Annotated in this window: 14 protein-coding genes; 5 read left to right on the forward strand and 9 right to left on the reverse strand. The window is 65.2% G+C overall.

Going from position 1 to position 11,544, the window contains the following annotated elements; all coding sequences use genetic code 11:
- Positions 1-35: 35 nt before the first annotated feature.
- Genes mftC through mftA form a run of 3 tightly spaced genes read right to left on the reverse strand, consistent with a single transcriptional unit; the run spans position 36 to position 1,714 of the window.
- Positions 36-1,262, reverse strand: coding sequence for a mycofactocin radical SAM maturase (gene mftC, locus J3S28_RS10805; RefSeq protein ID WP_207840357.1), 1,227 nt, complete (start codon positions 1,260-1,262; stop codon positions 36-38).
- A 43-nt stretch (positions 1,263-1,305) separates the two neighbouring features.
- Complete coding sequence (mftB, locus tag J3S28_RS10810; protein WP_207840359.1) at positions 1,306-1,596, reverse strand: mycofactocin biosynthesis chaperone MftB; 291 nt, start codon at positions 1,594-1,596, stop codon at positions 1,306-1,308.
- 1 nt (position 1,597) lies between these two features.
- Complete coding sequence (gene mftA / locus J3S28_RS10815) at positions 1,598-1,714, reverse strand: mycofactocin precursor MftA (RefSeq protein ID WP_207840361.1); 117 nt, start codon at positions 1,712-1,714, stop codon at positions 1,598-1,600.
- Between the two features lie 270 nt (positions 1,715-1,984).
- Here mftA and J3S28_RS10820 point away from each other — a divergent pair, with 270 nt between their 5' ends.
- The 3 genes from J3S28_RS10820 to J3S28_RS10830 all read left to right on the forward strand — a co-directional run bounded on the left by J3S28_RS10820 (position 1,985) and on the right by J3S28_RS10830 (position 4,704).
- Complete coding sequence (locus J3S28_RS10820; protein WP_372435985.1) at positions 1,985-2,872, forward strand: alpha/beta fold hydrolase; 888 nt, start codon at positions 1,985-1,987, stop codon at positions 2,870-2,872.
- 90 nt (positions 2,873-2,962) lie between these two features.
- Positions 2,963-3,604, forward strand: coding sequence for a mycofactocin system transcriptional regulator MftR (mftR, locus tag J3S28_RS10825; RefSeq protein WP_207840363.1), 642 nt, complete (start codon positions 2,963-2,965; stop codon positions 3,602-3,604).
- A 50-nt stretch (positions 3,605-3,654) separates the two neighbouring features.
- Positions 3,655-4,704, forward strand: a complete 1,050-nt coding sequence (locus tag J3S28_RS10830; protein WP_207840365.1) for a ferredoxin--NADP reductase — start codon at positions 3,655-3,657, stop codon at positions 4,702-4,704.
- A 6-nt stretch (positions 4,705-4,710) separates the two neighbouring features.
- Here J3S28_RS10830 and J3S28_RS10835 read toward each other — a convergent pair whose 3' ends face one another.
- The 6 genes from J3S28_RS10835 to J3S28_RS10860 are packed head-to-tail and all read right to left on the reverse strand — an operon-like array spanning position 4,711 to position 8,921.
- Positions 4,711-5,445, reverse strand: coding sequence for a DNA alkylation repair protein (locus tag J3S28_RS10835; RefSeq protein WP_207840367.1), 735 nt, complete (start codon positions 5,443-5,445; stop codon positions 4,711-4,713).
- Entirely contained in the window at positions 5,445-6,647 is a 1,203-nt protein-coding gene (locus J3S28_RS10840; protein ID WP_207840369.1) for an NAD(P)/FAD-dependent oxidoreductase, read from the reverse strand. The genes J3S28_RS10835 and J3S28_RS10840 overlap by 1 nt, the downstream gene beginning before the upstream one ends.
- A 30-nt stretch (positions 6,648-6,677) precedes the next feature.
- Positions 6,678-7,196 (reverse strand): hypothetical protein, encoded by a 519-nt coding sequence (locus J3S28_RS10845; RefSeq protein WP_207840371.1) that lies wholly within the window; start codon positions 7,194-7,196, stop codon positions 6,678-6,680.
- Positions 7,193-7,819, reverse strand: a complete 627-nt coding sequence (locus J3S28_RS10850; protein WP_207840372.1) for an Rv1363c family protein — start codon at positions 7,817-7,819, stop codon at positions 7,193-7,195. The genes J3S28_RS10845 and J3S28_RS10850 overlap by 4 nt, the downstream gene beginning before the upstream one ends.
- The gene (locus J3S28_RS10855; RefSeq protein WP_207840374.1) at positions 7,816-8,295 is read right to left on the reverse strand and encodes a hypothetical protein; all 480 of its coding nucleotides are present in this window, start codon (positions 8,293-8,295) and stop codon (positions 7,816-7,818) included. The genes J3S28_RS10850 and J3S28_RS10855 overlap by 4 nt, the downstream gene beginning before the upstream one ends.
- Positions 8,292-8,921, reverse strand: coding sequence for an Rv1363c family protein (locus J3S28_RS10860; RefSeq protein WP_207840376.1), 630 nt, complete (start codon positions 8,919-8,921; stop codon positions 8,292-8,294). Before J3S28_RS10860 ends, J3S28_RS10855 begins: the two co-directional genes overlap by 4 nt.
- A 223-nt stretch (positions 8,922-9,144) precedes the next feature.
- Between J3S28_RS10860 and J3S28_RS10865 the strand changes: the two genes are divergently transcribed.
- Entirely contained in the window at positions 9,145-10,017 is an 873-nt protein-coding gene (locus tag J3S28_RS10865; RefSeq protein WP_207840378.1) for a universal stress protein, read from the forward strand.
- Positions 10,018-10,026: 9 nt separating this feature from the next.
- Positions 10,027-11,544, forward strand: coding sequence for an amino acid permease (locus J3S28_RS10870; protein WP_207840379.1), 1,518 nt, complete (start codon positions 10,027-10,029; stop codon positions 11,542-11,544).

Raw genomic sequence — 11,544 nt, forward strand, 5'->3', positions numbered from 1 at the left:
TTTGCTCACCCGGCAGCACTGCCGGGGTTCTTCGTTTACTTGGAGGAGGTCAATTCCGGCGTGAACCCCGCGAGTGGGTTCTCGTCGCAATCTCGGGACGGTGGCCGCGTCATCAGGGTCAGCGGGACACCGCGGGAGTGGTCCTTGTTGGCCGAGGGCACACTGCGGTCCTCGGCGAGCAGGGATTCACCGAAGCCCTGCACACACTCGGGATCGGGGCCGGCCAGCGGCAGACCGGTGAAGAACTTGGCGGCCATGCAACCACCACGGCAGGCGTCGAAGTGCGCACACTTCGTGCACGCGCCTGCGTTCTGCGGCTCCCTCAGTTCCAGGAACAGATCCGATTCCTGCCAGATGGTCTTGAAACCACCGTCGGACAGGATGTTTCCGGCGAGGAAGTTCTCATGGATCGCGAACGGGCAGGCGTAGACATCACCGATCGGGTCGATCAGGCAGACCACGCGCCCCGCGCCGCACAGGTTCAGGCCGGGCAGGGCACCCTGGCCTGGTTCGGCGAACGCCGACAGGTGGAAGAACGAGTCCCCGGTCAGCACACCGTCGCCGTGTTCGACGAGCCAGTTGTACAGGCCTCGTTGCTGTTCGGGCAACGGATGCAGGTCGTCCCACACGTCCGCACCGCGACCGGACGGACGCAGTCGGGTGATACGCAGCGTGGCACCGAAACGATCTGCGAGCGCCTTGAACTCGTCGAGTTGGGTGACGTTCTGGCGGGTCACGACGACGCTGATCTTGGCGTCGGCGAAGCCTGCCTCGTGCAGGTTCTCGAGCGCCTTGATGGCCATGTCGAATGAACCCGGACCACGCACCGCGTCGTTGACCTCGGCGGTCGCACCATCGAGAGAGATCTGCACATCGACGTAGTCGGAGGCGGCCAGGCGCTGGGCGACCTTCTTGTCGATCTTGAGTCCATTGGTCGAGAACTTCACGCCCACCTGGTGATCGGTCGCGTAATCGACCAGTTCCCAGAAGTCCGAGCGGACGGTCGGCTCACCACCGCCGATGTTGACGTAGAAGACCTGCATGCGTTGGAGCTCATCGATGATGGCCTTGCACTGAGCGGTGTCGAGTTCACGCGGGTCACGCTTGCCCGATGACGACAGGCAGTGCACGCACGACAGGTTGCAGGCGTACGTCAGCTCCCAGGTCAGGCAGATCGGGGCGTCGAGTCCTTTTTCGAACTGATCGACAAGGCGACCGACAGGTTGGCGGGGCGCGGCGGGGCGCTCGAGAATTGAAGTCATGGCAGAGTCCTCAAGGGGGTGGAGTTCGCGAGGGCGCGCGAGCTCAAGAGGGGTGGACGATCATGCCCGAAGCAGCTAGTGCGGCAAGCGCATTCAGGTAGAGCGGACGGTCGGTATCGGCGATACCGGCAGCGGCCAGGGCGTCGTTGGCGCTGGGGTGATCGGGCAGCGACTGCACCACTTCGACCACTGTCAGATTCTTGAGAAACGACAGCTTACGAGTGCCGAAGTGGTACAGCAGCGCTCCGAACGGTTCCGGCCGCAGTGCGACCGAAGAATTCAGCACCCACGCCCGATCAGCATCGAACACACGATCAGTCGTGGCAGCGGTCATGTCAGTAGACGCCGCACATGCCGTCGATCGATACTTCTTCGACCAACGACTCCGAGACCAGTTCGGTTTCGGTCGAGGTGACGCTGTCGGACTGCGAAGCCGGGTTCTGAGCGGTCATGTGGTTGCCTCCAGATGTAGTCGGGACTGTGACCACCACCATAATGGCACTCAGTGCACAAATACCAGCTTTGAGTAGAAGTCCTTTGAAAAACGCCATAAACCACCCGAAAGGACAGGTGGCCCAGGGCTGCGCGTGCCATCCCCGGTGATGCGATCACCTCCGGCGGCGATCCTGGACACCATGTCCACCGGGCTCAGTGAGATGGTCGAGGGGGTCTGGAGGAAGCCGGAGGCGGCTGGACCCAGAGAACACCGAGAGGAGCGTGACGTGGATTCAGCTGATGCACCGCAACCGACAGTGGTGCGATTGCGCGGCTCCGGCGGACTCTCGCTGGCGGCCGACCACTGGAGGCCGGTCCGGGGCGACGACTCCCCCGCGAGAACGATTCTCCTGCTGCATGGCGGTGGTCAGACCCGCCATTCATGGAAGAGCACCGGCCGGATCCTGTCGCAGCGTGGTTCCGATGTGATCGCACTCGACAGCCGAGGTCATGGTGACAGCGACTGGGACCCGGAAGCCGACTACAGCCTGCAGGCGCAGAACAGGGATGGGCTGGGGGTACTCGACCAGATCCCCGAGTTGACCGGACGACATGATCCGGTGACGATCGTCGGCGCAAGCATGGGCGGCATGGCAGGGATCGGCATCTCTGCACTGGCTCCCACCGGCGCGGTCGACAAACTCGTGTTGGTCGATGTCGTCCCACGCTTCGAAAAGTCCGGCAGTCAGCGTATTCGGGACTTCATGGCCGGCAATGTCGACGGATTCGACGATCTCGATCAGGCCGCCGCCGCGATCGCCGAGTACTTGCCGCACCGCCGGGGCACGGGCTCCACGGCAGGACTCAAACGGAACCTTCGCAGGCGCGACGACGGCCGCTGGTACTGGCATTGGGATCCTGCGTTCCTCACGCCCCCGAGCGACGAGTCCATGATTCGCACCGATCTCTTGGAACGGCAGGCCCAGTCACTGACCATTCCGATCCAGCTGATCAGAGGCCGACTCTCGGACGTTGTCAGCGAACAAGCCGTCCGCGGTTTCGTCGAACTCGTCCCGACGGTCGAAGTGGTCGAACTCGCCGGCGCGGGACACACGGCAGCAGGTGACGACAACGACGCGTTCACTGCCGCAGTACTCGACTTCGTGGATCGGTGAGCAACTACCATTGCATCTGTCGCACCCGCGACCCGAGCCGATGCCCGGGGCATGGAAGGATTGTCCGTTGACCAGCAGATTGCGGGTGCCATGACCGCCCCGATCGGCAGGCGACCCAGCACGACGAAATCGAAGATCACCGACGCTGCGATCGATCTCTTCACCGAGTCCGGTTTCGACGAGACGAGCGTGGACGATGTGGCGGCCGCCGCCGGGATCGCCCGCCGGACTCTGTTCCGCTATTACCCGTCGAAGAATGCGATCGCCTGGGGCGACTTCGATGAACATCTCCAGGACATGCGCCGCCTGCTCGCCGAACTGCCGACGGACATGCCGATGGCCGACGCCTTACACACCGCATTGCTCGCTTTCAACGAGGTGCCCGCCGAACATCGCGAACACCATCGGCGACGGATGCGCCTGTTGCTCGGCGTTCCCGCCCTGCAGGCACATTCGATGCTGATGTACACCGGGTGGCGCAACGTTGTCGCCGAGTTCGTCGCGTCGCGAACCGGTAGCGACCCGTCCGGTCTCATCCCCCAGACCGTGGCGTGGACACTGCTGGCCACGGCCCTGGCCGCTTACGAACAGTGGCTCGACGATGCGAATGCGGACCTCGACGAACTCCTGACCCAGGGCAGTCGGATACTGACCCACGGACTGGACGAGGTTCTCACACCCGTGACCGACAGCAGGTCGGGGCCGGGTGTGGGCACTGGTAATCTAAACTAGAACGTGTTCCTGTTTTCGGGCACAGTTCTCCACGACTAGGAGGTACGCCGGTGACCGTGTCCCCGCACAGCACCCGGAGCGTTGTGCTGACCGTGGCCGACGTGATCGAGGAGACCGGCGACGCGAAATCGCTGGTCTTCGATGTGCCGGAAGACAGCGCCGAGCGTTTTCACTACAAACCCGGGCAGTTCCTGACCCTGCGGATCCCGAGCGACCAAACGGGATCCGTGGCCCGCTGCTACTCGCTCGCCTCGTCCCCCTATGGCGATGAGAAGCCCAAGGTGACCGTCAAGCGGACAACCGACGGGTACGGCTCGAACTGGATCTGCGACAACATCCGAGTCGGTGACCAGATCGAGGTCCTGCCACCGTCGGGTGTGTTCACCCCCGCGGACCTGAATGCGCCGATCCTGCTACTCGGTGCAGGCAGTGGCATCACCCCCGTGATGTCCATCCTCAAATCTGCACTGTCTCAGGGCAGCGGTCGGGTGCTGCTGGTCTACGCCAACCGCAGCGAGAACGACGTGATCTTCGCCGCCGAATTGCGCGATCTGCAGCAGCGGTTCCACGAACGTCTCACCGTGGTGCACTGGCTGCAGTCCGTGCAGGGCATGCCGTCGGTGGAGTCGCTCGCCACTCTGCTGCGCCCGTTCAAGGCGTACAACGCCTACATGTGCGGTCCGGGACCGTTCATGGACGCGGTGCACAAAGCCCTGGCCGCCATCGAGATGTCACATCATCAGGTGCACGCCGAGGTCTTCAGCTCGCTGTCCGGCGACCCTTTCGAGGACACCGCACCCGCCGAACTCACCGAGGACGAGATCGCAGACGCCGCGTCGGTGGAGGTCGAGCTCGACGGTGAGGTCCACGAGATGTCTTGGCCCAGAAGTCAAACCCTGGTCGACATCATGTTGTCGGCCGGACTCGACGTGCCGTATTCGTGCCGCGAGGGTGAGTGCGGATCGTGCGCGTGCACGGTCACCGAGGGCACGGTGGAGATGGAGAACGTCGGCGCGCTCGACGAGGAGGACATCGCCGATGGCTACATCCTCGGATGCCAGGCCCGGCCGACGTCGAACACTTTGAAAATCGAGTTCTGAACCACGTCAGCGCATCTCACGAAAGTACTTTCGCTGCTCTCCGGCCAGGTGTTCCGTGGCGTAGCTCAAGGCGGTGCGTCCCATCTCGGCTGCATGCTGCTCCAGGAAGTCCAGTAGGACAGCACGGTCCACCCGTTTACCGGTTTCGCGGAGCATCCAGCCCACCGCCTTCTGGATCAGATCACGACGATCATCGAGAATCAACGGTGCCAACTCGAGCAAGGTTGTGCCGTCGCCGCGTTTGATGAAGGCGTGCGTCGCGAGAACCGCGACTCTCCGCCGCCACAGATCGACCTCCGCGACCAGCTCGAACAAGAGCGAATGATCCCCTCCGACAAGCGATTCGCCGAGGATGTAGGGAGCCGACGAGTCCACCAGATCCCAGTTGTCGACGCGGCCCTCGAAGACCGCGTCGAGATAGCACTGCACCCATTCCCGACGGTCCGACTCCGAATGCGCCCGTTCGAAACCCGACCGGAGCAGCAGCAGGCCGGTCAGCCGGTGCTCATGGATCTCACTGGAGAGCAGGTCGCGGACACCCGCCCGGTCGAGACCGCGAAAAGCTCTGGCCACGGGGCGTTGCGCCGGAACTCTCACACCGATGAACCGGTCTCCATCGCCGTACTCACCGGGCCCGGTCTTGAAGAACCAGGCCGAGCTCTCCGCGCGGGCAGGATCGGCAAGACCGGCCAGGGCCGCCTTGACCGCCGCCGCGGTCGGCGCCGGCCCGGCGGCGGGCATCAGCCGATCAGTTCCGAGATCGGGGTCTTCTCGAGCAGTTTGGCCCGCATCTTCATGACGGCGCCGGCTTTACCTGCGCCGACCACTGCGGTGAAGACGCCACCGCGGCTGTAGTAGACCACGAACTTGGTGCCGTCGTCGGAGATCACGTGTACGTCGTCACCGGCCGAGGGATGCCCCAGGGCCTGAACCTTGACCTCGAACTGGTCGCTCCAGAAATACGGCACGAACGGGCGGGCGTTCGATTCGTCGACCTCCAGGATTGCGTACGCGACCTTCGCGGCCTGCTCGATGACGTTGTTCCAATGCTCGACCCGCGACGGCACGCCGTGCTCGTCGCGCCAGTTGGCGACGTCTCCGATGGCGTAGACATCCGGCGCACTGGTGCGGCCCACCTCGTCGCACGCGATGCCGCCGCCGAACTCACGGTCGGCCAGCGCGATGCCGGACCCCTCCAGGTAGTCGACCACCGGGGTCGAACCGATGCCGAGGACCACGATGTCGGCGGGCAACTCCGTCCCGTCCGCAAGCGTCACGCCCGACACCCTGTCGTCTCCGGTGATGCCGGTGACGCCGACGCCGGTGCGGATCTCGACACCGCGATCCGCATGGATCCGGCCGACCATGGTGCCGACCTGTTCACCGAGTGCGATCGCCAGCGGCGCGAGGGCCGGCTCGACGACGGTGACCTTCAGGCCCTTTGTGCTCAGGCTCGCAGCGACCTCGCAGCCGATGAACCCTGCCCCGATGACCACCGCGGTGGACGCGTCCTCGATCTCCGAGCGCAGCGCCATCGCATCGTCGTAGGTGCGCAGGGTGTGCACGCCGGATCTGCCCGCCGCGAACGGAAGGCTGCGGGGATCGAGACCGGTTGCCAGAATCAGGGTGCTGTACGCGACGGTCTCCGCTGCCCCACCCTCGACCGGCTCGACGGTCACGGTGTGTGCATCCGGATCGATTGCGGTGACGCGTGTTCCGGTCCGCAGATCGACATTCTTCTCGGCGTAGAACTCCTGCGGTTGCAGGTCGACGTCGTCCTTGTCCCCGGTCAACACCGCCTTCGACAGTGGCGGTCGGTCGTAAGGGATCCGGGTCTCCTTGCCGATGAGGATCAGCTCGCCCTCATAGCCTTCGTTCCGGAGATCGGCCACCAGTCGCGCGCCACCGAGACCGGCCCCGACAATCACTATTGCGGCACTCATCGCCACCTCACATCCCCACGGATCCTCGTGCTATCCGGGCCCGACCTGTTGCAACCCGGCAAGCAGCCAATTTCCGTCGACCTTACGCATGTCCGCCCAGCGAGTGACAGCCACCACCTCCGGCTCGGCACGTGCAGCAGGTAACACAATGCTCTGGTTCACGAAAACCAGCACCCGCGCGGCATCCTTGCTCATCCGGTTCACCGCGGTGGCCAGCACCCGACCCGTCATCACGACCTTCGATTCCACCGCGGTCGGCAACACCACCGCGGGCCCCTGGCTGCGGAACTCGAGAAGAAGCCGCCCGGTGAGTTTGGTCCCGACGGTCCGCTGCTGCGCGGTCAGCGAATCCGGGCCGAAGGTCATCAGGGAGCCGACCGCGTCGGCGGTGGCCAGCTGGACCTCTTGTCGCGCATCCTCATCGGCCCGGCCGGGGGCGGCCGGCCCCATGAAACCCACCACCGAGATGGCGATCAGCACCACCAACACGATCGTCAGGATCGGCCCCGCCACAGCGGGTCTGGTCAGGTTCTCCCCGGTGGCGCTCATTGCAGCTGCGTCCGATCCATCTTCCAGCGGCCGTCGACCTCTTTCATCGTGACCAGCAACGCGACCCGACTCTGAGCCGGGTCGGCTCCCAGCACGGTCGGATTGGTGCCCTCGGCAACCACGAGGACGTCGGCCGAGTCGTCGGTGGCCTCGCCGACGATGCCTGCGGAGAGCACCTGCCCGGTGCTCGGCACCCGCAGCCCGCCGATGACGTCCATCAACTCGATTCGTGCGTTCTCTAGGCGTTCGCGTTGCGGGCCGGTGGTGACCTCCAACGCACCGTCCACGAACTCCTCAGCCCGCGCCGGATCGATGGTGAGCAGGGTTGTCACCGCGGAACGCGTGTCCGCCAGGACATCCGCATCGCGGGCGCGGTCCGACACCGCGCCGCGATGCATGGCGATGAGGACGATCGCGGCGACCAGGGCTGCCACGCACACCACCGCACAGCCGCTTGTCACCGCTATCACCGCACGCCGACGCCCGACCGCACGGGCCGCCCACGCCTGCTCCGCCGCCACGCTCGCGCGCTCGGCGTCGACACGGGCCTCCGCGACCCGCTCGCGCGCTGCCAGCAACCGCCGCGACGAGGCAGCCGACGACTCATCCTCGCCTGCGCTCACAGCACCTCGTCCGCCCTGGCGATCTTCCAGTCCCCGCCGGATCGTTCGAACCTGACGTCCAGAACCTTGGTGTAGGCGACGGATTCGGCACCGGGCCGCTCTTCGGTCACCGCTGCCGACACCACGGTGTCGACATGGTCCGCCGCAACCGACGCGATCGACGTGTGCACCGGCCTCCACGTCACGGTCACCGCCTGGGTCGGGGCGGTCGGCGAGTCGAGCAGCTGCCCGTACTCCCGGGCGAACTCGTCGGTCACCACGGCCAGCGCCCGCCGGCGCTGCGATTCGGTCTCGCCCGGGTCCGAGGAGAACAGCTCCGACACAGCCGGTCCCGCCAGCTCGAGTACCTCGGAACGGTTGGTGGCCAATTCTTCGTCGCCTCGATGGAGCTGCCAGGCCGCCATCAGAGCGACCGCGCAGACGACGACCACCACCAGATTCGCCAGATACCAGCACCACATGCGTCGCGCGGTCACGGGTAGAACTCCAGGGCCGAGATCTTCAGGGCACCCTCGTCGGGCACCATGTCGACCTGTAATCGGAAGCGTTGCACCGCGGGAACCTGCGTCTGGTCGTCGAGACCGGTCCTCACCTCGATCGCCGCGGTGACGAGCAGTGTCGCGCGCTCACCTGACCTCGACGAGATCCCGACACCGTCGACAGTCCCTGTCGAGACCGTGCCGATCTTCTGGACGAATGCCGTGAACGCGTCGGTGGATTGGGCGAACTCGTCCCCGAACCTGCCGGTGGCGCCCGCGCGGATCTGCCTGGCGCGCTTGCCACCGTCGCCCGCGTCGGGCGTCAGCAACACCTCGACCCGCTCGGCGGCGGCCTGCATGTACTGGGCGTCGGTGAACCCGCGGTCGGTGTGGGCGTATCGATATCCGCCGATGGCTGCGACGACTGCCGCGATCAGGACTGCGACCACCAGACCCGTGAGCCACCGCGGGCGGGTATCCGGCTCGCGCTCGCCCAGTTCGGTCTCCAAGGCGGCCAGTTCGCGCTCGGCGGCCCGCAGGTGCGCACGGGCAGCCTTGTCCGTGGCGATCAGGGCGCGTTGCTCCCCGGATACGGCAGGGCGCAGTGCGCGGACGTTCAGCACCGGTACAGCCTAGTAGAACACGTTCAGTGAATCGGTGAACCCGTCCGTCCGGCACAAGGGCGTGTAAAGAAACGATTTGTCGCTAACCGCGCCGAATCGCGCCTGCGATGGTTACATGGTTTTCCACCACACTGATTCGGAGGTCCTCGATGGCCACTCACCCGACACTGGCTGGTTCGCCGCCTGCGAATCCGGTGTCGCGCCCGGCAGATACCGCGCGACCATGAGTGTCATCGTCGGGTACCAGCCCGGCCGGGGTGGTGATGAAGCGGTCGAACTCGGAGCCAGCCTGGCAATCGCACTGTCCACCAATCTGGTCATGGTCATCGCGACACCGAAACCGTGGACGACCCCATCCCTGGCGCGGGTGGACGCTGAATTCAGTGCATACGCCCGACGGTACGGCGACGACGCCGAGGCTGCCGCCCGCGCGCATCTGGCCCTGCGTGCTCCGCACACCGAGGTGACCTACCTCCGGGTCAGCGAGCGGTCGGTGTCCAAGTCGATCCAGAAGGTACTCACCGAGCACGACGGGGAAATCCTCGTCCTGGGTACCACCCACGGGTCCGACGACGGCCGGATGTCCTTGGGCGTGACGACCAGTCGACTGATGCACTCGAGCTCCATCCCGCTGGCGCTGGCGCCCAAGGGATACAGGTGCGCCCGTATCACGGGCGTCACCTGTGCGTATTCAGGCGACGACCACAGCGAAGACGTGGTCACGTCAGCCAAGGCGCTCGCCGCCCGGATGGGTGTTCCGTTGCGGGTGGCCACATTCGGCGTCACACCCGCGGACATGTTCCCACCCGAGGTCGGTTTCGACGTCGAACGCAGCGTGTTGGAGGCGTGGAAGGAACAGATGACCGCATCGATGCAGAAGTTGGTGTCAGACAAAATCATCGATGACGGTGTTCCGACGAAGATCAGCACCGGCAACGACTGGGACGCCGCATTCGACGCCATCGAGTGGTCCGACGGTGAGGTGCTGGCGATCGGCACCACGCCACGAGACGCGATCAAGCGGGTGTTCTTGGGCTCGAGGGCGGCGAAAATCGTTGCCTCCGCAACTGTTCCGGCAATAATCTTCCCAGGCTGAGGTGTCCACATGGATTTGAGCAAAGACCCGGCGCAGCAGCCCGGCGCACTGAACACGAAAACCCTCTTCCGGCGAAAGCCGATTCCGAAAGGCGACGAAGCCGAGGCCGACACCGGCCTCGAGCGCACGATCACCACCACACAGCTGGCCTGTTTCGGTATCGGTGCCACCATCGGCACCGGCATCTTCTTTGTGATGAGCGTGGCCGTGCCGGACGCGGGCCCATCGGTGGTCGTGGCGTTCATCGTCGCCGGCATCGCCGCCGGACTGGCAGCAATCTGCTATGCCGAGATGGCGTCTTCGGTACCGGTCTCGGGCTCGACGTACTCGTACGCCTACGCCACGCTCGGCGAGATCGTCGCAATGGCGGTGGCCGCGTGCCTGCTCTTGGAATACGGGGTGTCGACGGCGGCTGTCGCGGTGGGCTGGAGTGAGTACCTCAACGCACTGCTCGGCTATCTGCACATCCCGCAGATCCCGCAGGCCCTGAGTGCCGCACCCTGGGACGACAATTCCGGGTGGGTCAATCTGCCCGCCATCATCCTGGTCGGACTATGTGCACTGTTGCTGATCCGCGGCGCCAGCGAATCAGCGAAGGCCAACTTCGTGATGGTCGCGATCAAGCTCGCCGTACTCGCCATGTTCATCGGAATCGCCTTCGTGGGTTTCAATGCCGACAACCTCAGCCCGTTCTTCCTCCACGGGGCGGACGGCGTGACCGTCGCCGCCGGAGTGATCTTCTTCTCGTTCATCGGCCTCGACGCGGTGTCGACGGCCGGCGAGGAGGTCAAGGATCCCCAGCGGACGATGCCGCGGGCGCTGATCGCTGCCCTGGTCACCGTTGTCCTCGTCTACGTCTTGGTGGCGCTGGCCGCTGTCGGCGCCCAGACCGCCGCAGATTTCGAGGGACAGGAAGCCGGACTCGCCGCGATCCTCGAAGAGGTGACCGGCCAGACCTGGCCATCGATGGTGCTGTCCCTGGGAGCGGTCATCTCGATCTTCTCGGTGACCCTGGTGACCCTCTACGGACAGACCCGCATCCTGTTCGCGATGGGCCGCGACGGCATGCTCCCCAGGTTCTTCACCCGGGTCAACGCCCGCACGCTGACGCCGGTGAACAACACCGTCGTCGTCGCGGTCATCGTTGCGTTGCTCGCGGGATTCGTTCCGCTGGACTACCTGATCGACATGGTGTCCATCGGCACGCTGACAGCGTTCAGCGTCGTCAGCCTGGGGGTGATCCTCCTGCGGCGTCGCGAGCCCGATCTCTACCGGCCGTTCAAGGTGCCGTTCTATCCGGTCACACCCGTCCTCGCGATCGCGGCATGTATCTACATCCTGTACGGATTGCACTGGTACACCTACGTGTTCTTCTTGCTGTGGGTGTCGGTGGTGCTCGTGTACTACCTGGTCTACGGACGTAAACACTCACTGCTGAACGTCACGTCCGACCCCCTCGGCGGCGCCGCGACCATTCCGGGCCACGGCGCACCACCGGGTCAGTCGCCCCCCGATCGATCCCCGTAG

Source organism: Williamsia soli, assembly GCF_017377795.1.
GTDB classification, from domain to species: Bacteria; Actinomycetota; Actinomycetes; order Mycobacteriales; family Mycobacteriaceae; genus Williamsia; species Williamsia soli.

Coding starts and splice junctions, on each gene's coding strand:
- J3S28_RS10835 (WP_207840367.1), bottom strand. CDS start 5,445: ATGCCCGCCGCCGGGCCGGCGCCGACCGCGGCGGCGGTCAAGGCGGCC.
- mftR (WP_207840363.1), top strand. CDS start 2,963: ATGACCGCCCCGATCGGCAGGCGACCCAGCACGACGAAATCGAAGATC.
- J3S28_RS10845 (WP_207840371.1), bottom strand. CDS start 7,196: ATGAGCGCCACCGGGGAGAACCTGACCAGACCCGCTGTGGCGGGGCCG.
- mftB (WP_207840359.1), bottom strand. CDS start 1,596: ATGACCGCTGCCACGACTGATCGTGTGTTCGATGCTGATCGGGCGTGG.
- mftC (WP_207840357.1), bottom strand. CDS start 1,262: ATGACTTCAATTCTCGAGCGCCCCGCCGCGCCCCGCCAACCTGTCGGT.
- J3S28_RS10840 (WP_207840369.1), bottom strand. CDS start 6,647: ATGAGTGCCGCAATAGTGATTGTCGGGGCCGGTCTCGGTGGCGCGCGA.
- mftA (WP_207840361.1), bottom strand. CDS start 1,714: ATGACCGCTCAGAACCCGGCTTCGCAGTCCGACAGCGTCACCTCGACC.
- J3S28_RS10870 (WP_207840379.1), top strand. CDS start 10,027: ATGGATTTGAGCAAAGACCCGGCGCAGCAGCCCGGCGCACTGAACACG.
- J3S28_RS10865 (WP_207840378.1), top strand. CDS start 9,145: ATGAGTGTCATCGTCGGGTACCAGCCCGGCCGGGGTGGTGATGAAGCG.